Source organism: Paraglaciecola sp. T6c (assembly GCF_000014225.1).
Lineage (GTDB): Bacteria > Pseudomonadota > Gammaproteobacteria > Enterobacterales > Alteromonadaceae > Paraglaciecola > Paraglaciecola atlantica_A.
Genome location: NC_008228.1, coordinates 1,178,773 through 1,200,155, shown reverse-complemented (window position 1 = coordinate 1,200,155; position 21,383 = coordinate 1,178,773). Strand labels below are relative to the sequence as shown.

At 44.0% G+C, this 21,383-nt stretch carries 28 protein-coding genes; 2 read left to right on the top strand and 26 right to left on the bottom strand.

Annotation, left to right across the window (positions count from 1 at the left end):
* Positions 1-20: 20 nt before the first annotated feature.
* The 18 genes from rpoA to PATL_RS05080 all read right to left on the bottom strand — a co-directional run bounded on the left by rpoA (position 21) and on the right by PATL_RS05080 (position 11,279).
* On the bottom strand, positions 21-1,010 hold the full coding sequence (gene rpoA / locus PATL_RS05160; RefSeq protein ID WP_006990558.1) for a DNA-directed RNA polymerase subunit alpha: 990 nt from the start codon (positions 1,008-1,010) through the stop codon (positions 21-23).
* 22 nt (positions 1,011-1,032) lie between these two features.
* Complete coding sequence (gene rpsD / locus PATL_RS05155) at positions 1,033-1,653, bottom strand: 30S ribosomal protein S4 (protein WP_006990559.1); 621 nt, start codon at positions 1,651-1,653, stop codon at positions 1,033-1,035.
* A 24-nt stretch (positions 1,654-1,677) separates the two neighbouring features.
* Positions 1,678-2,070: a 30S ribosomal protein S11 gene (gene rpsK / locus PATL_RS05150; protein ID WP_006990560.1), complete on the bottom strand. Its 393-nt coding sequence runs from the start codon at positions 2,068-2,070 to the stop codon at positions 1,678-1,680.
* 12 nt (positions 2,071-2,082) lie between these two features.
* Positions 2,083-2,439 carry a 30S ribosomal protein S13 gene (gene rpsM / locus PATL_RS05145; RefSeq protein WP_006990561.1) on the bottom strand — a complete coding sequence of 119 codons (357 nt, stop codon included), beginning with the start codon at positions 2,437-2,439 and terminating at the stop codon, positions 2,083-2,085.
* A gap of 125 nt (positions 2,440-2,564) precedes the next feature.
* On the bottom strand, positions 2,565-2,681 hold the full coding sequence (rpmJ, locus tag PATL_RS22360; RefSeq protein WP_007104309.1) for a 50S ribosomal protein L36: 117 nt from the start codon (positions 2,679-2,681) through the stop codon (positions 2,565-2,567).
* 24 nt (positions 2,682-2,705) lie between these two features.
* Positions 2,706-4,025: a preprotein translocase subunit SecY gene (secY, locus tag PATL_RS05140; protein ID WP_006990562.1), complete on the bottom strand. Its 1,320-nt coding sequence runs from the start codon at positions 4,023-4,025 to the stop codon at positions 2,706-2,708.
* Positions 4,026-4,030: 5 nt separating this feature from the next.
* Positions 4,031-4,465: a 50S ribosomal protein L15 gene (rplO, locus tag PATL_RS05135; RefSeq protein WP_006990563.1), complete on the bottom strand. Its 435-nt coding sequence runs from the start codon at positions 4,463-4,465 to the stop codon at positions 4,031-4,033.
* A gap of 3 nt (positions 4,466-4,468) precedes the next feature.
* Positions 4,469-4,651: a 50S ribosomal protein L30 gene (gene rpmD / locus PATL_RS05130; protein WP_006990564.1), complete on the bottom strand. Its 183-nt coding sequence runs from the start codon at positions 4,649-4,651 to the stop codon at positions 4,469-4,471.
* A gap of 6 nt (positions 4,652-4,657) precedes the next feature.
* Positions 4,658-5,161, bottom strand: coding sequence for a 30S ribosomal protein S5 (gene rpsE, locus PATL_RS05125; RefSeq protein ID WP_006990565.1), 504 nt, complete (start codon positions 5,159-5,161; stop codon positions 4,658-4,660).
* Positions 5,162-5,170: 9 nt separating this feature from the next.
* A complete protein-coding gene (rplR, locus tag PATL_RS05120) occupies positions 5,171-5,524 on the bottom strand; it encodes a 50S ribosomal protein L18 (protein ID WP_006990566.1) in 354 nt (117 codons plus the stop codon).
* Positions 5,525-5,536: 12 nt separating this feature from the next.
* Positions 5,537-6,070: a 50S ribosomal protein L6 gene (gene rplF, locus PATL_RS05115; protein WP_006990567.1), complete on the bottom strand. Its 534-nt coding sequence runs from the start codon at positions 6,068-6,070 to the stop codon at positions 5,537-5,539.
* A 10-nt stretch (positions 6,071-6,080) separates the two neighbouring features.
* A complete protein-coding gene (gene rpsH / locus PATL_RS05110) occupies positions 6,081-6,473 on the bottom strand; it encodes a 30S ribosomal protein S8 (protein ID WP_006990568.1) in 393 nt (130 codons plus the stop codon).
* Between the two features lie 12 nt (positions 6,474-6,485).
* Positions 6,486-6,791: a 30S ribosomal protein S14 gene (rpsN, locus tag PATL_RS05105; RefSeq protein ID WP_006990569.1), complete on the bottom strand. Its 306-nt coding sequence runs from the start codon at positions 6,789-6,791 to the stop codon at positions 6,486-6,488.
* 10 nt (positions 6,792-6,801) lie between these two features.
* Entirely contained in the window at positions 6,802-7,341 is a 540-nt protein-coding gene (gene rplE / locus PATL_RS05100; RefSeq protein WP_006990570.1) for a 50S ribosomal protein L5, read from the bottom strand.
* Positions 7,342-7,356: 15 nt separating this feature from the next.
* Positions 7,357-7,671 (bottom strand): 50S ribosomal protein L24, encoded by a 315-nt coding sequence (gene rplX / locus PATL_RS05095; RefSeq protein WP_006990571.1) that lies wholly within the window; start codon positions 7,669-7,671, stop codon positions 7,357-7,359.
* Positions 7,672-7,683: 12 nt separating this feature from the next.
* A complete protein-coding gene (gene rplN, locus PATL_RS05090) occupies positions 7,684-8,049 on the bottom strand; it encodes a 50S ribosomal protein L14 (RefSeq protein ID WP_006990572.1) in 366 nt (121 codons plus the stop codon).
* A 533-nt stretch (positions 8,050-8,582) separates the two neighbouring features.
* Entirely contained in the window at positions 8,583-10,223 is a 1,641-nt protein-coding gene (locus PATL_RS05085; RefSeq protein ID WP_011573881.1) for an AMP-binding protein, read from the bottom strand.
* Between the two features lie 162 nt (positions 10,224-10,385).
* A complete protein-coding gene (locus tag PATL_RS05080; RefSeq protein ID WP_011573880.1) occupies positions 10,386-11,279 on the bottom strand; it encodes a LysR substrate-binding domain-containing protein in 894 nt (297 codons plus the stop codon).
* 109 nt (positions 11,280-11,388) lie between these two features.
* Here PATL_RS05080 and PATL_RS05075 point away from each other — a divergent pair, with 109 nt between their 5' ends.
* Positions 11,389-11,721 (top strand): hypothetical protein, encoded by a 333-nt coding sequence (locus PATL_RS05075; RefSeq protein WP_041713375.1) that lies wholly within the window; start codon positions 11,389-11,391, stop codon positions 11,719-11,721.
* Between the two features lie 181 nt (positions 11,722-11,902).
* Here the strand turns inward: PATL_RS05075 and rlmB are convergent, their stop codons facing one another.
* The 4 genes from rlmB to PATL_RS05055 form a co-directional block, all read right to left on the bottom strand.
* Positions 11,903-12,643 carry a 23S rRNA (guanosine(2251)-2'-O)-methyltransferase RlmB gene (gene rlmB, locus PATL_RS05070; protein WP_011573878.1) on the bottom strand — a complete coding sequence of 247 codons (741 nt, stop codon included), beginning with the start codon at positions 12,641-12,643 and terminating at the stop codon, positions 11,903-11,905.
* A gap of 2 nt (positions 12,644-12,645) precedes the next feature.
* Complete coding sequence (gene rnr, locus PATL_RS05065; RefSeq protein ID WP_011573877.1) at positions 12,646-15,078, bottom strand: ribonuclease R; 2,433 nt, start codon at positions 15,076-15,078, stop codon at positions 12,646-12,648.
* Positions 15,079-15,217: 139 nt separating this feature from the next.
* On the bottom strand, positions 15,218-15,871 hold the full coding sequence (locus PATL_RS05060) for a tetratricopeptide repeat protein (protein WP_041713372.1): 654 nt from the start codon (positions 15,869-15,871) through the stop codon (positions 15,218-15,220).
* Positions 15,872-15,986: 115 nt separating this feature from the next.
* A complete protein-coding gene (locus PATL_RS05055; protein ID WP_011573875.1) occupies positions 15,987-16,220 on the bottom strand; it encodes a TIGR02647 family protein in 234 nt (77 codons plus the stop codon).
* 512 nt (positions 16,221-16,732) lie between these two features.
* On the opposite strand from PATL_RS05055, the gene fre reads away from it, so the two are divergent.
* Positions 16,733-17,446 carry an NAD(P)H-flavin reductase gene (gene fre / locus PATL_RS05050; RefSeq protein WP_011573874.1) on the top strand — a complete coding sequence of 238 codons (714 nt, stop codon included), beginning with the start codon at positions 16,733-16,735 and terminating at the stop codon, positions 17,444-17,446.
* Positions 17,447-17,537: 91 nt separating this feature from the next.
* Here fre and trmL read toward each other — a convergent pair whose 3' ends face one another.
* The 4 genes from trmL to PATL_RS05030 all read right to left on the bottom strand — a co-directional run bounded on the left by trmL (position 17,538) and on the right by PATL_RS05030 (position 21,285).
* Positions 17,538-18,002 (bottom strand): tRNA (uridine(34)/cytosine(34)/5-carboxymethylaminomethyluridine(34)-2'-O)-methyltransferase TrmL, encoded by a 465-nt coding sequence (trmL, locus tag PATL_RS05045; protein ID WP_011573873.1) that lies wholly within the window; start codon positions 18,000-18,002, stop codon positions 17,538-17,540.
* Positions 18,003-18,067: 65 nt separating this feature from the next.
* Positions 18,068-19,045, bottom strand: a complete 978-nt coding sequence (locus PATL_RS05040; protein ID WP_041713369.1) for an alpha/beta fold hydrolase — start codon at positions 19,043-19,045, stop codon at positions 18,068-18,070.
* Positions 19,046-19,177: 132 nt separating this feature from the next.
* Positions 19,178-20,581: an ATP-binding protein gene (locus PATL_RS05035; protein ID WP_011573871.1), complete on the bottom strand. Its 1,404-nt coding sequence runs from the start codon at positions 20,579-20,581 to the stop codon at positions 19,178-19,180.
* Positions 20,578-21,285: a response regulator transcription factor gene (locus PATL_RS05030; protein WP_011573870.1), complete on the bottom strand. Its 708-nt coding sequence runs from the start codon at positions 21,283-21,285 to the stop codon at positions 20,578-20,580. The genes PATL_RS05035 and PATL_RS05030 overlap by 4 nt, the downstream gene beginning before the upstream one ends.
* Between the last annotated feature and the right edge of the window lie 98 nt (positions 21,286-21,383).

Sequence of the window (21,383 nt, the reverse complement as noted above, 5' to 3'; positions counted from 1 at the left end):
AAAATCAGTTTTAAATCTGATTAATCTTTTTCTGCGATGCTTTCTGGTGGCCAGTTCTCTAAGCGCATACCTAGTGAAAGTCCACGAGAAGCTAGTACATCTTTGATCTCAGTAAGAGATTTTTTACCTAAGTTAGGAGTCTTTAACAACTCAACTTCGGTGCGTTGTACTAGGTCACCAATATATTGTATCGCTTCTGCTTTAAGGCAGTTAGCTGAACGTACTGTAAGTTCTAAATCATCAACTGGGCGAAGAAGAATCGGATCAAATTCCGGCTTCTCTTCTTTCTCAACAGGCTCTGACATATCACGAAGTTCAACGAATGCGTCTAATTGCTCAGCTAATATAGTTGCTGAGCGACGAATCGCTTCTTCGGGATCGATAGTGCCATTGGTTTCCATATCGATAATTAACTTGTCTAAATCAGTGCGTTGTTCAACACGCGCAGATTCAACGTTGTACGAAATACGTGATACTGGACTAAATGAAGCATCAACCAATAAACGACCAATTGGGCGATCATCTTCTTCAGAAGAGCGACGAGTTGACGCTGGAACGTACCCACGGCCCATTTCTACTTTAATGCGCATGCTGAGTTCAGCTTCGCCAGTTAAAGTACAAAGAACGTGACTTGGGTTTACGATTTCAACATCACCATCATGCTGGATGTCTCCAGCTAATACTGGGCCCGCACCGGACTTCACTAATGTTAGTGTTGCTTCGGTTTTGCCTTCAAGACGTACCGCCAAACCTTTAAGGTTAAGCAATATTTCGATAACGTCTTCTTGAACGCCTTCTTTGGTGCTGTACTCGTGTAATACACCGTCGATCTCAACTTCAGTCACTGCACAACCTGGCATAGATGACAAAAGAATACGACGTAACGCATTACCCAATGTATGACCAAAACCACGCTCCAAAGGCTCTAAAGTGACCTTTGCACGTGTAGGCGAAACGTTATCAATTTCAACTAACCTTGGTTTTAAGAATTCAGTTACAGAACCCGACATTGTTACCTCTCTTCTTTAAGCTTTACTTAGAGTAAAGTTCGACAATCAACTGTTCGTTTATTTCAGCAGACAAATCAGTTCTTTCAGGAACACGTTTAAATGTGCCTTCCATCTTTTTGCTGTCCACTTCAATCCAAGTTGGTTTCTCACGTTGCTCAGCAAGCTCTAAAGCAGAAACAATACGAGCTTGTTTTTTAGCTTTTTCACGTACAGATACAACATCATCAGCAGAAACATTAAAAGAAGGAACGTTAACAACTTGACCGTTAACCAAAATTGCTTTGTGGCTAACTAGTTGACGCGCTTCAGAACGAGTGCTAGCAAAACCAATGCGGTAAACAACATTGTCTAAACGTTGCTCTAAAAGTTGCAACAAGTTTTCACCTGTATTGCCTTTTAAGCGTGCCGCTTCTTTATAGTAGTTACGGAATTGCTTTTCAAGAACACCGTACATACGACGAACTTTTTGCTTTTCACGTAATTGAACACCGTAGTCAGACAAACGTCCACGACGTGCGCCGTGTTGACCAGGTGCGTTATCAATTTTACATTTTGATTCGATTGCTCGAACGCCACTTTTCAGGAACAAGTCTGTTCCTTCGCGGCGGCTAAGTTTGAGTTTTGGACCCAAATATCTTGCCATTATCTTTCTCCAACAGTCCGTCGATTAAACGCGACGTTTTTTCGGTGGACGACAACCGTTGTGAGGAATAGGCGTCACATCGGTAATATTAGTGATTTTATAACCAGCAGCATTCAAAGCACGGATAGCAGATTCACGACCTGGACCTGGACCTTTAACGAATACTTCTAGATTTTTCAAACCGTAATCCTGAGCGGCTGTACCAGCACGTTCAGCAGCTACCTGAGCAGCAAAAGGGGTAGATTTACGTGAACCACGGAAACCAGAACCACCAGATGTAGCCCAAGACAAAGCGTTGCCTTGACGATCTGTAATTGTCACTATTGTGTTGTTGAAAGAGGCATGGATATGAGCCATACCGTCAGCAACTTGACGTTTTGCGCGCTTACGCGTGCTTTTAGTAGGAGCTTTAGCCATCTTAATCCCCGCTTACTTTTTAATTGCTTTGCGAGGACCTTTACGGGTACGCGCATTAGTTTTAGTGCGCTGACCACGTAGAGGAAGACTACGACGGTGGCGAATACCACGGAAGCAACCTAGGTCCATCAAACGTTTAATACTCATTGATACTTCACGACGAAGGTCACCTTCGACAGTGAATTTCGCAACTTCGTCACGCAATTTATCAATTTGTGCTTCATCAAGATCTTTGATCTTGGTTGTCTCTGCAACACCAGCAGCTTCACAAATGCTTTGTGCACGTGTAGAGCCTACACCGAAGATCGCGGTTAGCGCGATTACAGTGTGCTTGTGCTCAGGGATGTTAATGCCAGCGATACGGGCCATTAACAGTACTCCTCATAGTTTATGTCATCAGCCTAAAAAGCCCGATAGGATACTTACCCGATGACAAAATTGCAAATTAAGGTTTGCGGATACTATCGTATTTAGCAATTCCGCAAACCATACGATTAACCTTGCCTTTGCTTATGCTTAGGGTCAGAACTGCAAATCACACGCACAACACCGTTGCGCTTAATGACTTTACAGTTACGGCAAATCCGCTTGACGGATGCACGAACTTTCATTTCATCACTCCGTAAATCGCTAACTTAACGGCCGTAGCCCTTAAGGTTAGCTTTCTTAAGAACAGACTCATATTGATGAGACATCAAATGGGTCTGCACTTGCGCCATGAAATCCATGATAACCACTACCATAATAAGTAGAGAGGTCCCACCGAAGTAAAACGGTACGTTCCAAGCTATCAACATGAATTCAGGCACCAAACAAATAAAGGTTATATAAAGCGCGCCAGCTAGGGTTAAGCGAGTCATTACCTTATCAACGTATCGTGAGGTCTGCTCACCAGGACGAATCCCAGGAACGAACGCACCAGACTTCTTCAAATTGTCCGCTGTTTCGCGAGGGTTAAAAACCAACGCAGTATAGAAGAAACAAAAGAAGATGATCGCAGCAGCGTAAAACATCACATACAGAGGCTGTCCAGGAGACAACATCAATGCCACTTCTTGTAACCAAGAGAATGACTCATTCTGACCAAACCAATTTGCAATGGTTCCAGGGAACAGAATGATGCTTGACGCGAAAATCGGAGGAATAACACCTGCCATATTTACTTTTAACGGTAAATGCGTGCTTTGTGCTGCAAAGACCTTACGGCCCTGCTGACGCTTTGCATAGTTAACGACGATACGACGTTGGCCACGCTCTACGAACACAACAAAATACGTGATAGCAATTATTATTACGCCAATAAGTAACAAGAACAGTAGGTTCAAATCACCTTGTCGTGCTTGCTCTGCCGTTTGACCTATGGCCGTCGGCAAACCTGACACGATACCCGCGAAAATCAATATAGAAATACCGTTACCGATACCTCTCTCTGTAATTTGCTCACCTAACCACATTAAAAACATGGTACCGGTGACCAAACTCACAACAGCTGTGAAGTAAAAACCGAACCCCGGATTAATCACCAAACCTGAAATCAGATTAGGTAGATTTGTCGCTATCCCAATTGCTTGGAATGTAGCCAACACTAACGTGAAATAACGTGTGTATTGACTAATTTTACGACGTCCTGCTTCGCCTTCTTTTTTAAGTTCCATCATCGGTGGATGCATAACAGTAAGCAACTGAATGATAATGGAAGCTGTAATGTATGGCATTATACCCAGGGCAAGAACCGAGGCACGCTCAAGAGCACCACCAGAGAACATGTTAAACATTTCTACAATGGTACCCTTTTGCTGGTCGAATAATTCAGCCAACACCGCGGCATCGATACCAGGAATAGGCACATATGAGCCAAGCCTAAACACAATTATCGCACCAAGTACGAACAACAATCTTGACTTAAGCTCACTCAAGCCGCCTTTTGCGCTTGAATTTGATCCTGGTTTAGCCATCTAGCTTATTCCTCTACCTTACCGCCGGCCGCTTCGATTGCTTCGCGCGCGCCTTTTGTAACCTTCAAACCATTGATAGTAACAGCTCGTGAAATTTCACCGCTCTTAAGCACTTTAACAAACAGCATTTCTTTCTTAACAAGACCTGCTGCTTTTAAAGTTTCAAGTGAAACCACTTCACCCTCTACCTTTGCAATTTCACTCAACGTCACTTGGTCAGAAACCAAAGATTTACGTGATGTGAAACCGAACTTAGGTAGACGACGCTGAATTGGCATTTGTCCGCCTTCAAAACCAGGCTTTACAGAACCGCCAGAGCGAGACTTTTGACCTTTGTGACCACGGCCACCAGTTTTTCCAAGACCTGAACCCATACCGCGTCCAACGCGCTTACTAGATTTTTTTGCTCCTGGTGCAGGAGCAAGAGTATTTAAATGCATCTGTTACTCCTCCACTACTTCAACCATGTAAAATACACGGTTGATCATGCCACGAACAGAAGGGGTATCTTCGAGTTCACGAACATGACCGATGCGACGTAAACCTAGACCCGTAAGAGTTGCCTTATGCTTTGGAAGGCGACCGATAGCGCTTTTGGTTTGCTTAACTTTTATCATCTTAGCCATGTTCAATTACCCCAAAATCTGCGTTACAGACAATCCACGTTTAGCAGCAACTTGATCAGGCGAAGTCATTTCTGTCAACGCATTGATAGTTGCACGCACAACGTTAATTGGATTGGTAGATCCGTAACATTTTGAAAGTACGTTTTGAACGCCAGCGACTTCAAGTACCGCACGCATTGCACCACCGGCAATAATACCAGTACCTTCTGATGCAGGTTGCATGTAGACTTTTGAGCCTGAATGACGACCTTTAATTGGATGCTGTAGCGTGTTGCCATTTAGATCCACGTCCACAAGATTGCGGCGCGCTTTTTCCATAGCTTTTTGAATTGCAGCAGGCACTTCACGTGCTTTACCGTAACCAAAACCAACACGACCATTCCCGTCACCTACTACTGTCAAAGCAGTAAAGCTAAAGATACGACCACCTTTAACTACTTTAGATACACGGTTTACAGCAATTAGTTTTTCTAACAGGTCACCCTGTTGTTGAACTTCTACTTTAGCCATAATTAACTCCTAGAACTGAAGACCTGCTTCACGAGCAGCATCAGCCAATGCCTTAACTCGACCGTGATACTTAAAACCGCTGCGATCGAAAGCGACAGTCTTAATGCCTTTCTCGATAGCTCGTTCTGCAATCGCTTTACCAACTGCTACAGCAGCTTCTGCATTACCCGTTGACTTAACGGTAGTGCGAAGATCTGCTTCAACAGTAGAAGCCGCCGCCAAAACCTGTGAACCGCAAGGAGCGATTAACTGGGCATATATATGGCGTGGTGTGCGGTTAATAACCAAGCGATGCGCGGCCAGTTCACTAATTTTTTTGCGTGCACGTGTAGCGCGACGCAAGCGAGCTGATTTCTTATCCATCGTATCACCTACCTACTTTTTCTTAGCTTCTTTACGACGCACAACTTCATCAGCGTAACGAACACCTTTACCTTTATAAGGCTCTGGCGGACGGTATCCACGGATGTTAGCTGCAACCTGACCTACCAACTGCTTATCGGCGCCTTTAACGACGATTTCAGTTTGACTAGGAGTTTCAACCGAAATACCTTCGGGCATTTCGTATGCTACAGGGTGTGAGAAACCAAGCGTTAGATTTAGTTTTTTACCCTGCGCTGCCGCACGATAACCAACACCATTCAACTGAAGTTTTTTCTCAAAACCTTGAGATACACCAATTACCATTGCATCTAACAATGAGCGAGCTGTACCAGCTTGAGCCCAACCATTGGCAACACCTTCACGAGGTGAGGCTTTAAGTTGGTTCTCTTCTTGAACAACTTCAACTGCATCGTTGAATACACGGCTTAATGTACCGTTTTTACCTTTTACTGTGACTTCTTGCCCAGCGATAGTAACTTCTACGCCAGATAAAACGTCTACAGGAGCTTTTGCTATACGTGACATTTTTATCCCCTTACGCTACGTAGCCGATGATCTCACCACCCATACCCGCTTTACGCGCGGCACGGTCAGTCATCACACCTTTAGAGGTAGAAACGATAGCAACACCTAAACCACCCAATACTTTTGGCAACTCATCTTTTTTCTTATAGATGCGAAGACCAGGGCGACTTACGCGCTCAATGCTTTCAATTACTTTCTTGCCTTCGAAGTACTTAAGCGTCACTTCTAAAACAGGTTTAACGTCACCAGAAACTGCGAAGTCTGAAACATAACCTTCTTCTTTAAGTACGGCTGCAATTGCAACACGTAGCTTAGATGAAGGCATTGATACAGAAACTTTGCTAGCCATCTGACCGTTACGAACACGTGTAAACATGTCCGCGATAGGATCTTGCATACTCATATTAGCTACTCCTTACCAGCTGGCTTTTTTAAGGCCAGGTACTTCGCCGCGCATAGCTGCTTCACGCAACTTAATACGGCTAAGACCAAACTTGCGTAGGAAACCATGTGGACGGCCAGTAATACGACAACGATTTTGTTGACGCGTACGAGCTGAATCACGTGGAAGTTGTTGTAGCTTAAGAACAGCGTCCCAACGTTCTTCGTCAGAAGAGTTGACGTTGCTGATAGTTGCTTTAAGTTCAGCTCGTTTAGTAGCGAACTTAGCAACTAGCTTGGCGCGTTTAACTTCGCGCGCTTTCATTGATTCTTTTGCCATAACCCTACCCTTACTTTTTAAATGGGAAACTAAACGCACTAAGAAGTGCATGTGCTTCCGCATCGGTTTCAGCGCTAGTCGTGATAGTAATATCCATACCGCGAATTTTATCTACCTTATCGAAATCGATTTCTGGGAAGATAATTTGCTCACGAACACCCATGCTATAGTTTCCACGGCCGTCAAACGACTTAGGATTCAAGCCACGGAAGTCACGGATACGAGGAATTGCTATTGATACTAAACGTTCAAAGAATTCCCACATACGCTCACCACGTAGGGTTACTTTACAGCCAATCGGATAACCTTCACGGATTTTAAAACCCGCTACAGATTTGCGAGCAACAGTTACAACAGGTTTCTGACCAGCAATTGCTTGCATGTCAGCAGTTGCGTTTTCCAACACCTTCTTGTCTGCTACCGCTTCACCTAAACCCATGTTTAGAGTGATTTTCTCAATCCGAGGGACTTGCATGACGCTTTTGTAGTTGAACTGCTTCGCAAGTTCCGCTACTACTGTTTCTTTATAGAAATCATGCAGTTTCGCCATCGTACTCTCCAATTATTAAACCAGTTCACCGTCAGATTTGAAGAAACGAACTTTTTTGTCGTCTTCAAAACGGAAACCTATGCGATCTGCTTTACCCGTTTTAGGGTTAACAATCGCTACATTTGACACGTGAATTGATGCTTCTTTCTCAATAACGCCACCAGTAACACCCAATTGAGGGTTAGGTTTCTGATGCTTCTTCACCAAGTTCACACCTTCAACGATTAAGCGGTCAGCCGCTGGAAGAACTTTAAGCACTTTGCCTAGTTTTCCTTTGTCTTTACCTGCCAAAACGATGATTTCATCATCACGACGAATTTTTCTAGCCATTATCGTGACTCCTTATAGTACCTCAGGGGCCAGTGAGACGATTTTCATGTTATTAACACGAAGCTCACGAGTGACCGGGCCAAAGATACGCGTACCAATTGGTTGCTTGTTTGCGTTAAGCAAAACAGCTGCGTTGTTATCGAAACGGATCGAAGATCCATCAGAACGACGAACGCCTTTTCTAGTACGCACCACCACTGCAGTTAGCACATCACCTTTTTTTACTTTACCGCGAGGAATTGCTTCTTTAACGGTAACTTTAATGATGTCGCCAATATGTGCATAACGGCGATGCGAGCCACCAAGAACCTTAATACACTGAACCCTGCGAGCACCCGAGTTATCGGCTACATCCAGGTTAGTTTGCATTTGGATCATGTTAGTGCTCCGCTGTTAATTAAGACTCTCACGAGTCGTTTTGTTTCCTAAAAAACCAGCGTTATTGCTGACTTTTTATACATACCCCTATTAAAAGGGCGCGAAATACTAACAGAAAATAACCAGTGGCGATAGTCGAATTTGCAAAAAAAAGCGACTAATCAATAGATAATTTGCTCTCATCAGCGAAGAACTCATAAAACATATTTAAAACAGTGGCTTAGATAATTTTAATACACACAAAAAAGTTGTTAGCCACTAACGTATATATACCTCTTACAAAACTCTCTCGAGTCTATTGATGTTATCAACGCAGCTTAACTAAATGGCCATTCTACTTCGCTAATGTACAGCCTGGAATTAGTCGACCGCTACACTTCATCCGATGAAAAGCCAGAGGTTTCGTATAATTGGAATTGCTCTGTTAACAGATTAGTATGGTGGTGATAAGGTATTTAGGAGAGCCCCTCTACGTGTTACTCACATTCTATAGATGACTTTACACATAAAGGGGCGGTTAAAGCGGGCGTGATCTATTTTTGATAAATTAACTTTTCTCTCTCGGGAGCGTTAATTAGTCCATCGTATTTTTCTTCCAGTAAATGGCGCTTTATCTTTAGCGTAGGGGTTAGTAGTCCGTTCTCTACAGTCCAATCATCTTTCATGATCACTAAACGGTCGAGTACTGCGTGACTTTCTAAACCAGCGTTAACCGATTCCAAGGTTGCTAACAGGCTCTTTTCTACTTTGTCTTTGTCTTGTTTGGTGGCATCTTCTGATAATACGACTAACGCAATAGGCTGTTTTAATTGCGAGCCGGTGACACAGACTTGCTCTACAGAAGAGTTGCCCATAATGAGAGCTTCAATCGGTACTGGCGCGATATACTTACCCTTGGCTGTTTTAAATATCTCTTTTAAGCGCCCGGTAATTTTAATATAGCCATCGCTATCGATTGCGCCCTTATCACCTGTGCGCAAGTATCCGTCTTCGGTAAAGGTTTCAGCGGTTTTTTCAGGCTCCAGATAATATTCCTGCATATTACAAGGCCCTTTAACTTGTATCTCGCCCTCTTCGCCAATTCTAATATCGACACCTTCATAAGCGCGGCCAATACTACCAATTTTGTCCTCTCTAAATGGAACACAACAGGTACCGTAAGCACTGTTTTCTGTCATTCCCCATCCTTCAGATATTTTAACGCCTACTTTCAAAAACCATTTAAGGGTGGCTGGCGAAATAGGAGCGGATCCACTGGCGCACATACGAGCCTTATCTAAGCCAAGTTTAGTTCTAATCTTACTCGCGACTATATTGCCGACAAACGGTATTTTCAGCAGAAAATCGAGTTTCTTTTGGGGCATGTTTGCTAAAACCCCCATTTGAAAACGAGTCCAAAGACGCGGAACAGAAATAAATAACGTAGGCCTTAGGTGGCAAATATCGCGATTGAATGTATCAAGCGACTCTATAAAACCAATTTGAGTGTTTGCGTAGAAACTAGCCATTTCCACCAAAACGCGCTCGGTGATATGCGCCAATGGCAAGTAACTCAATATACGGTCTTCATCGCCAACGCTTAATTCATTTCTTGAATTGCTCGCAGCCCAACTAATCGAATTATAGGTATGCACTACACCTTTAGGGTTACCCGTGCTGCCCGACGTATAGATAATCGTCATAGTGCTGCTCATATCGGGTACTGGGCGCTCTAAATAGGGCTCATTTGCCATCAATGAATCCCAATCCTTATCGGCTTCAATACCAGGATAAGAAAATGCTAGCTTAGTAACGCCCTCAGGGATCGCTGCTACTTGCTCAGCAGTATCATCTAACTTGCCCACAAAAATAACAGGACATGCTGCGTGATTTAATACATATTGAATCGTTTTCTCGCCGGCTGTTGAATAAATTGGTACGGATATATGACCGGCCAACATAATAGCTAAGTCAGCAATGAACCATTCAGCACAGTTCTTAGATAATACGGCAATGTGGCTACCCGCTGGTAAGTTCAGCGCAATTAATCCAGCTGCCGCGCGGCGTACTTTGTCTGCCGTCTGTACCCATGTATAACTAATAACAGCACCGTTAATCGGTTGCTTCAAATATACCTTCTGCGGCGTTGTATCTTCCCAGTGGTACATCATTTCTAAGGGCGTCTTTAACGACATGTTGTCTCCAGTACATAAATCTACATTTTGATAACAACGTTATAACGATTGAAACCCCACAGGTCAAACAACTATAAGACTTAAGCATTTATTTTGCGTATTCACTTCGATAAACAGAATCAATTCAGCTTATCTTTTCAGCAAAAAGGTGTTTTTTTAGCCTCATTGTGGGATTTCGCTAAACATTCCCTCCAGCCAATTCGAAAAACACTGAATCTTTTCGCGCTTAAAATGCGCTTCAGGCGCCACCAAATAATATGCGTAATGACACTTGAAACTAAAATTGAACAGTTTCACCAATTGCCCTTTTTCTAACTGTTCGAATATCAGGCTATTACGCACCATTGCTATGCCCTGCCCCGCTAGCGCCGCTTCAATAATAGTGACACTGGAATCATCTACATGTAGAGCATTGCGCCCCACGTCTGGGTTTATCCGATGCAGTTGATAGAAAGATTTCCAGGCGGGCAAAATATCGCTGCTTTTCTCGGTTAAAGTGGGATGACGGGAAACAGACTGAGCAGTGTCAATCTGTTTAGCTAACCCAGGATGACAAACTAGGTGAATAGTATCCTGAGCCAACTTTCTGCTTTTTAACTGAGGGTAATCGCCGATGCCAAATCGTATCGCCAAATCTAATTCATTTTGGTCAAAATTTAATAAACGGTTTGTTGGCTGGATCCTTACATTTATGTGGGGATATTCTTGCTGGAACAAATACAAACGCGGTACAAGCCAACGAGAAGATAACGACTCAATCACGGTTAAGTTTAAAATATTGGGTCTTGGATCCATCACCAAGTTGCCTACGCCTTTATCTAGAAAGCTGAAGCCTGTGGCAATATCAGGTAATAGTCTTTCCCCCGCCTTTGTTAAAGACACATGCCGGTGACCTCTTACAAACAGCTGACAACCGAAGAAGACTTCTAGCGTTTTAATGTGCTGGCTGATAGCAGCTTGAGTAACAAACATTTGTTCCGCTGCTGCTTTAAAACTCAATGTTTCTGCAGCCGCTAAAAAATAACGAAGCGCATTGAGGGGCGGGAGTTTATTCATATAAAATGTAATTTAGTTAAGTTTTTCTTAACTGTAGTTTAGTTTTAATCGTTTGTCAGTCGAAGAGTATCTGCCTATCGTTAAACCTCCAAACCATGAGGAATTAACGATGAAAAACACCATAAAATCTTGCCTAGCGTTTAGCATTACCCTGCTATTTCTCAGCGTGAGCTCGGCCGTTTTTGCAGGTCAAGGATTAGAAAAACTATACACTAAAACGGGTTATCCATTTGAACCTTTGGTCAAGCGTTCGCAATTGGTTCGTATTTTGTATCAACGACAAGATGAAACGGTGACTTGCCGAACGGAAATAACTCAAGGCTCGATTGTGTGGGAAGGGCAAGAAAAAAAGGCCCGGCATGATGATTTCATTACCGAGCCATTGCGATCTTGTTTAGAGCGCTCAGAAGCGAAAAGGTTATTGAAGAATACCTACCAATAACCGGTAGTATCACGCCTGTTACTTTAGCTACTGCCATATCTGCTTGTGGCAGTAGTTATAGCTGCGTTTAATGTATAAGGCTGACCCTAGGGTATGAACAGCGCCCCATACTCCTATATAGAAACTACAAAGCATAAAAAGGTGTGACAAAACCCAAAATTATCAGTGCCAAACGTTACGACTAGCTAGTGCGCTGACGTACAATTTCATACAAGCAAATACCGGTCGCCACCGATACATTCAAGCTAGAAACCGAACCTGCCATGGGCAGCTTTATTAGCTCGTCGCAATGTTCTCGGGTCAGCCTGCGCATTCCTTTGCCTTCGGCGCCCATCACCAGCGCTATCGGTCCTTGCATCTTACAATCGTATATACTCTGGGTTGCTTCACCTGCAGTACCCACCACCCATACGCCTGCATCTTTAATCTCTCGTAAAGTACGTGCCAGGTTAGTCACCTGTATAAGGGGGATCAAATCAGCTGCACCGCAAGCGACTTTCCTCACCACTGGCGTTAATGCTACCGAGTTGTCTTTGGGCACCACAATAGCGTCAATACCTGCTGCATCGGCGGTACGCAAACACGCACCTAAATTATGAGGATCAGTTACACCATCGAGTATTAACAAAAAAGGCGTGGCGCTTTTTTTAATGATTTCGTCTAAATCATTTTCGTTAAACTGTTTACCGGGCTTCGCTTTCGCTACAACACCTTGGTGCTGTTCACCATTGACTTTATCGTCTAAGGTTTTGCGCTGGCAAAATTGCACCGCAATACCAAACTTACGCGCATGATTGATGATTGAATTAATCGGTTTGTCGTCACGACCTTTAAGGACAAACAACTCAATCAAACGCTCTGGCTCACGCTCTATCACTGCTTCTAATGCATGAATACCATACAACCACTCATGTTGAGCCATATCTATTTGTTCCTTTTACTGGACGAAGAGCGACGTGACTTAGCCGCTGGTTTATCGGCTGCCCCTCCTTTACCACTCGAACGACGAGTGCGTGGTTTCTTTTTAGCGCCACCAGCTTTGTCGTTCTCATTTGCCGCTTTGGCCCCGGCTTTGGATACAGGGCTTTCTTTGCCTGAGGTGTTTTTTGCTGAACCTTTTTTAGTGGAAGAGGATTTCTTTGTTCCGCGTTTTCCACCTCTTGGTTTTGGTGGCGCTTTGGCTAATACAAAGTCTATTTTTCGTTCATCCAAATTCACCCCAGCCACCTTCACTTCAAGCGGATCGCCAAGTCGGTAAACTATGCCCGAATTTTCTCCGACTAAGTGCTGCTTCGTTTCATCAAACTGATAAAAGTCATTATCTAATGCAGAAATATGCACTAGCCCATCAATATGGAACTCGGATAAACGCACGAAAAAGCCAAAACTGGTTACCGATGCAATAACGCCATCAAATGTATCTCCAACATGGTCGAGCATAAATTCACATTTGAGCCAATCGGATACATCGCGTGTTGCATCGTCGGCGCGTCGCTCTGTCATAGAACACTGCTCGCCTAATGCATCCACCTCTTCTGCTGTATACGCTTTACCGCCAGTCTTACTTTTGCGCTGTTGCTTTTTATCTATCGTGGCTTTTAAAGCACGATGCACAACTAAATCGGGGTAGCGACGAATGGGTGATGTGAAATGCGCGTAAGCTTCTAATGCTAAACCAAAGTGGCCAATGTTTTCATGGCTGTACACTGCTTGCTTCATAGAACGCAGCAACATGGTTTGAATTAGCTCTTGATCGGCCCTGCCCTGAATTTTGCTGATCACCTCAGTAAATTCTTGTGGCGAAGCATCTTTGCTAATGTGATGGGTAATTCCGACCTCTGCCAAATAAGACAAAAACGCACTTAATCGATCCGAGTCCGGCTCATCATGTATACGGTACAAGGCTTCAGCTTTTTGCTTGCTTAAGGTTTTGGCCGCAGCTACGTTGGCCAAAATCATACACTCTTCTATCAGTTTGTGAGCATCATTACGCGTGACAGGCACAACGGTGTCTATTTTACGCTGCGCATTGAACACGAACTTACTTTCTTGAGTTTCAAATTCAATAGCCCCCCGCTGACTACGTCTGCGTTTCAACGTGCGGTACATGTCGTGTAAATTTTTAAGATGTGGGACCTGCTCTGCGTAGCGATTTTTCAGTTCAGGATGAGCCTGGCCGTCATCTTTCAATATATCCCATACTTTTGTGTAAGTAAGGCGCGCTTTTGAGTTCATAACAGCTTCATAGAATTGGTGTTCTGCGAGCTCTCCGTTTGCGCTGATGGTCATTTCACAGACCATACATAATCGGTCTACTTGGTGGTTCAATGAACACAATCCGTTAGAGAGTACTTCAGGCAGCATGGGAATAACCTGCTCTGGGAAATAAACCGAGTTACCACGGTTTTGCGCTTCGCTATCAAGCGCCGTACCTGGTCTGACATAATAACTTACATCAGCAATCGCCACCCACAACTGCCAACCACCGTCATCTAGCGGTTCACAAAATACAGCGTCATCGAAATCACGTGCGTCTTCACCATCTATCGTGACTAATGGTAATTGACGTAAATCGATTCTATTTTCTTTCGCTTCTTCAGGTACTTGCTCGCTGAGGTCGGCAATTTGCTTGGTAACACCTTTGGGCCAAGCGTGAGGAATATCGAAAGTGCGCAGTGCCATGTCGATTTCCATGCCCGGTGCCATATGCTCACCTAGCACTTCTAATACTTTACCAATCGCGTTCACGCGACGTCTTGGGCGTTGAACAATCTCTACAACAACGATGAAGCCTTGACGGGCACCGTTAACATACTCAGCAGGAATACTGATTTCATGATTGATACGGCTGTCATCGGGAATAACGATACCGGCACCATTTTCAAAAAAGTAACGACCAACAATGGGTTCGCTGCGCGGCTCGATAATTTTAGCTATGCGTGCTTCTCGGCGGCCTCGATTATCGGTGCCGCTTTCTTTGACCAGCACTATGTCGCCGTGCAGTACCGTCGCCATTTGTGCGTTGTGAATAAACAGATCTTTTTCGCCGTCATCACGCTTTAAAAATCCAAAACCGTCACGGTGGCCAATCACACGCCCTTGAATTAGCTCTTCTAACTTAAGCTTGGCGTATTTTTTATCACGATTGAATTCGATTTGCCCTTCGCGCTCCATTGCACGCAAGCGACGTTGAATACCAATTCGGCTATCTTCATCTTCTGCATTTAATAGGTGACAAAATTCAAGAAAGGACAACGGTTTTTTGGCTTTGGTGAGTAATTCAAGTAAATACTCACGGCTCGCTACTGGATTTTCGTATTTTTCTTTCTCGCGCTGGTAAAAGGGATCGTCGCTCATAGAGGTGATGGCGTTTCCAAGTTAGGTAAATGTTGCGCCTAGTATAACGAAGCTGGCGCAATTAAAAACGCTTAATTGACAACGACAAGGCGCAAGTTGTTCTACATAGATAAAACGACCGATTTAATCGGGAAATAAGTTATGAATCCAAAGGACGTTTCGCTTTACGTACCGCTTTAGGATGCATCAGTTTTTCTAGATCAGACAAACAAGACGCAATTTTTTGATGGGTTTTCTTATCGTTCGTCACTGCGTTATACAACCAATGGTAAGCATCTTCATAATCGTAAGGGCTGCCATAACCATCTATGAACAATTCCACTAACTCTATTTGCGCTTTTTGGTTACCCAACATTGATGCTTCGCGTAAAAACACCACCGCGCGCTCTTTATCTTGCTGCACTAACTTGCCTTGAGCATAATAACGGCCCAGCTGCTCTAGCCCTTCTGGTAAACCTTGGTCGGCAGCTTGACGCATAAAGCTAATACCACGCTCAGGCTCAGCAGTTACGCATACCCCCCAAGCAAGCATGTCACCCCATAAAAACTGATAGGCAGGTATTTTTAAGGTTTGCGCTCTGGCCTCAATGTCTTGCACTAATTGACAATCATCTAACACAACTTGGCTTAAATGCTCATTACGGTGAATGAGCCGAAGCAACTCATCTTGGGAATAGAGTTGCACCGCTTTGATTTCGTCTGCAGCGCGGCTAGTAGACATACCAGAGGTAGTTAAAATAAGCAGTCCAGCCAGTAGGCCAGCATGAGACAATTTAGGGAGTGACACTTTCATATGGAATCTATCTGCTGTGGCGTATAACATTTTTATCGGCAGCATCTGGATTTTGTAAACCCCTAACTGCCGAATCTGATCCGTAATTACTCAGACTAGAACAGATAAATATGAATTAACTCGCTAAAGCTGACTGAACGACCTGGGCGTGTTCAATTAAATCATGACCAAGGTCTGTCAAGTAACCACCATCTGGCAAGGTCACTATTCCTTTTTCAAACAAGCGCTTGGCGGCATCGATCACAGCTGGCTCTGCGTCATGGTGTATTTTTAAGCCCTGCATCAGGCTTGTGGTAGGGAATTTTAATAACAAATTAAACTCGCTAACCATTTCGTTTGTAAGTGACATAGGCATTCCTCGATGATTATTGTGTAGTAAAGACAATACATTCAGGTTTGCTCAGCTTACTTTCACCAACGACGTTTGCGCACAGAGTTTGAAGATAAAGACCCACTCAATGCGCGACAAAAAGTATGTCGAGCTAACCCGTTAAATTTGCACATCATGCAAGCTCAATAAACCACTAGACGTTAATAAAATCAAGCCAAAAACAACAAAGAGTTTTCATTATCTGGAAATTGGTAAAAGAGAAATAGCTAAAAATAACAAGGTCTAACGATCCATCTCGTAACTTAGCACTGAGCAGTTTATACTCTGACAAAATAGGTATTACTTTTAATGCTCTTCACTTATATTGAGACATTAATCGAAGTACACCTAAGCAGTTTGAACCACTCGTTATTCTGCACATTTTCGGAAGGACGCATAGGCGCCAATATGTCGCTGTTAAAGCACCTTCTCTCACATTTTAATTATTTGCGCCAACAGCAGCGCAATTTGATATAGCGCAGAACATTATTATGCATCACACCCCTTGTAAGGTTGATTCCATTGTTGCTCTCAACCCAGTCGTCAGTTTAGTCACCCTGATCCCACAGCAGTCTTTTACACATCGAGCTGGTCAGTATTTGAAAGTCGTCATGGATGAAGGCGATCAGCGTCCATTCAGTATCGCTACAGCACCGCGAGAAGACGGTAAAATTCAATTGCATATTGGCGCGGAGCCAGGCAATAGTTATGCAGGTGAAGTTCTTGAAAAAATGCGAACTGAGGGTGAAATTACCGTTAATGGCGGTTTAGGAAATGCCTACGTTCAACTGGAAGATAGCATGCCGACCATTTTACTCGCAGGGGGAACAGGGTTTTCCTATACCCAAGCTATCTTGCAAAAAATGCTCGAATCTTCTAGCCAGGTCAAAGGCCACAAAGATCCAATTTTCCTATATTGGGGAACGCGCTCAACCGCTGATATGTACGCATACGATGAACTTGTCGCTCTGGATAAAAAACACGAGCACTTTACCTTTGTTCCCGTGGTGGAACATCCGGGTCATCAATGGTCAGGCAAAACCGGTTGGGTGCATAAAGCAGTACTCGAAGATTTTGTCAGCCTAGAGCCTTATCGGGTTTACGTAGCTGGTCGCTTTGAAATGGCTGGCGTGGCAAGAGAAGACTTTCATCAGCAAGGGTTAATCTTAAAGAACTTGTACGGCGACGCATTCGAATTTATTTAACACCTGAGCACGGTGCATTGTAAAAAGCCTATTGGGTAAACGAAACGCTTACCCAATAGGCGAAATATTTATACGTTTTGCTAGCTCGCAGCTAAACCGCGCCGCTGAAATCCAATTGGCGCCACGCTTCATAAACAAAAACAGATACCGCATTCGATAAATTCATGCTGCGACTGTCAGGTAACATAGGAATGCGTACTCGTTGTTCAGGCGGCAAGCTTTGAATAACGTCATCAGGTAATCCTCGCGTTTCGGGCCCAAACAACAAGGCATCACCCAATTGATATTCAGCTTTGGCAAAAAAAGTAGTGCCTTTAGTGGTGCAAGCAAAAATGCGCTTAGGTTGGCGTGATTCCATATAGGCCTGTAGTGACGCATGCCTTACCACATTGGCAAATTCATGGTAATCAAGGCCTGCGCGACGAACGCGTTTATCGTCCCATTCAAACCCTAAAGGCTCAATTAAATGTAGGGCAAATCCAGTGTTTGCGCATAAACGAATAATGTTGCCAGTATTCGGTGGAATTTCAGGTTGATATAAAACAATGTCTAGCATTTAGGTGATCACGATAAAGTCAGATTAAGCGCAATTCTAACAAATTGCGCTTACTGCAGTAAGGTTTATCTGTCATTTGCCAATCGCAGAAACGCTAGAATAGCCGCTAAACAGGGGCGACGATATTGGTCTTCTTCAAGCAGCATTTCGTGCCGAGCACCAAAAATTTGTTGTACTTCGCAATGGGGCAATTTGGCTAATACACGACTTTGCCTTTTGTTGTCCACCACTGTATCCGCCTCTGCTTGAATGGCCCAAACGGGGATCGATATTTGACTCGCTTGAGCTTCAATGGCATCCATCGCTTTTAGGGCTGCTCGCAACCAATGCCCGGTCACACCTCCTAATTGCACTTCTGGTTGCAAATTATACTCGTCTCTGAAGAGGCGATAACGTATTTCGCTGTGGGTGAGCTCATTAAGCGCGAACTCGGTTTCCTGATAATTTTTTTGGCCAAGAAAATAACTAGCGTCATGACCTAAACCGCGACTAATAAGCAAGTTTGCGCCTATTAAAATACTCGCCAGCCAATTAGGTAACGCGGGGCGAATGCCAAACATAGGGGCACACACAATTAGTTGAGCGAAATCTTGCGGATGCGCTAAAACATACAAAGCCCCAATTGCACACCCCATAGAGTGGCACAATAACTGAGGCCTATGCTGCGTGTTAGGCTCAATGATTTTCTGGTAAAACAGCTTAAAGTCAGCAACGTAATCGGTAAAATCGTCCACAAAACCCATATGGGGGTTGCGGGTCATGCGCCCTGATAAGCCTTGACCACGGTGATCATGAATGAACACCGAATATCCATTTTGATATAAGTCGAACATGACTTCTTGATATTTAACCCAAGACTCAATTCGCCCTGTAGAGATAGCCACGGCACCAATCGCGTGCGGATGACACAAATAGGCATAACTAATGTTTACACCTGAATGCCCCATAAAATCGCCTTTGGTCAGAGAACGCATTAAGGGTTTTATTTTTTCTTGATACGTCCGTTCCAGTTGCTTTTCTGAACTTATTTGGTATTCACTCAACGGCTATTACTCTATTTATCACTCTATGGTATTAGCTTACCAGAGGTTAATAGTGCAGAACACAAAGGTAGACCGTGCAAAAAAATAATGGGGCTCAGCAAATTCGAGCTGAAAAAGTAATTGGTCAAGGCGCTAAGCCATTATCGGCAATCGAATATGCACGCTCAAGCCACCCTTAACTCGGTTGCGGGCTTCAATTGTGCCCTCATGTGCAGCAATGGCGCGACTGGCAATTGCCAAGCCTAACCCTATTCCACCACTGTCTCGCTCTCTTGCGCTTGAAACACGGTAAAAGGGCTGAAAGATATGCTCTAAATCTGAATCCGGTATGCCTTTGCCGTCATCACAAATAACTAAGTTAACGTCAGGGCCGTCAATTTTCAGGGTGAAAGACACCTGCTGATTTGCGTATTTCACGGCGTTGCGCAGAACATTTTCAATACCGCTTGTTAATAAATCTTCGTCAGCATTTATTTTCGCATCAGAATCAATATCTACCGTTAACGTTTTGCCTTGTGATTGGGCTTCGAACTCGCAGTCGGCTAATAGCTCTGTTAAAAGTGTATCAAAACTCACCGGCTGCTTTTTCGAATCCCGAGCGTTATTATCTAATCGCGACAACATCAACACTTGAGCGACCATATGCTCCATCTGATGCGCTTCTTTTTCAATTCTAGCTAATGCTTGCTCGTTACTTTTTGTGTTGCTCGACGGCTCTTGTTGCTGAGCGATACCAATGGCGAGTTGCATCCGCGTTAATGGAGAGCGTAATTCGTGAGATATGTCTGCCAATAGACGCTTTTGCCCATTAAGCAAAGTCTCCACCTGCTCTGCCATATAATTAAAATCTCGCCCTAAGCGCCCTATTTCATCGCCTCTATAGCTGGCAGATCCAACTCGACTGCTAAGTGCACCGCTAGCCATGCGCTTAGTGGCCACTTGCAATTGTTTTAATGGTTTTACAAGTGACCAAGCAATTAATGAGCACAATACCGCACTTATTAACAATACCAGGCAGATAAGCAATAAGGGTGGGCGGTGGCGCATATCGCTAGCGAAACCCATGGGCCGTATTCGTCCTACAAATAACAAATATTCGGTGCCAGCAATATCGGTCGCCATTGGGCCAAACATATCGCCGATAGGTGTTGCAATGCGCAATGGATTTGCAGAGCCAATTAAATCGAGAAAGGGCTTTTCATTGGGTAAGCGTGGTAACGGCCCCTTGAGTGTGAACGACTTGGTTTTTGGATTGAGCAAAATCATCATCAACTTACCGCGCTGACTGGTGCGTTCAAGAATATTCTCTAACGGCTCACCATCTGGGCTACGGGAAACTTGCCGCTGCAAAGCTCTAACCGAGTTTTCCAGCATGAAATGCTGCTTATCATCCATGGGTAAATATTCAACTGGTGGAGCAATATTTTGCATAATCCAGTAAGCACCGACGATCATGACGATAGTTGTGCCCCAGAACCACAAAAAAATACGACCATACAAACTTCGAAATGGGTTTAAATATAGAAGACGCCTCATATTTCACCCAAATAGACGTATCCTACCCCTCGATGGGTTTTGATTTTGTCATGGTCACTAAAATGACTTAATTTCTTACGTAAATTGCTCACGTGCATATCAATACTGCGATCAAAAGCGGCTAGCTTTCGACCTAATACCTGCTCACTTATTGCCTGTTTAGGCACGAGATCCGGGCTACAGCTCATCAACAGTTTCAGCACCGCAAATTCGGTGCCGGTCAACTCCACTTGCTGGGCGTTACATGCGACAGTTTGCGCTGCAATATTTAACTCCACATCACCAATTTCGATTGTGTTTTGTTTTTGCTTGTCGCTTTGCAAGCCGGCTTGAATATCTACACGGCGCACAATAGCTTTCACTCTGGCCGATAACTCTCTGTGGTTGAAAGGTTTTGCCAAATAGTCGTCGGCACCGAGTTCCAAGCCTAATATTCGATCAAAATCATCGCCTTTGGCAGTTAACATCAACACAGGGGTAACATGTGTACTACGTAAACGTTTTAATACTTCGAACCCGTCTACTTTAGGAAGCATTACATCCAAAATGATTAAATCATAGTGCTGCCCTGATTTCGCAGCTAACAGGCCGGCCTCCCCATCACTTGCCACATGAATCGTGTATCCTTGCGCGCTTAGGTATTCCTGTAACAACTCGGTGAGTGCTTGATCGTCATCGATCAGCAACAAAGACTTTTCTAGCATGAACACTTTCCTTCAAACTCTAGCGGCCTAACAATAGACGCGCGAAAACCCATAAAATAATACCGAAATTGTCGCTACTCGATTGTCTATTTACTTAA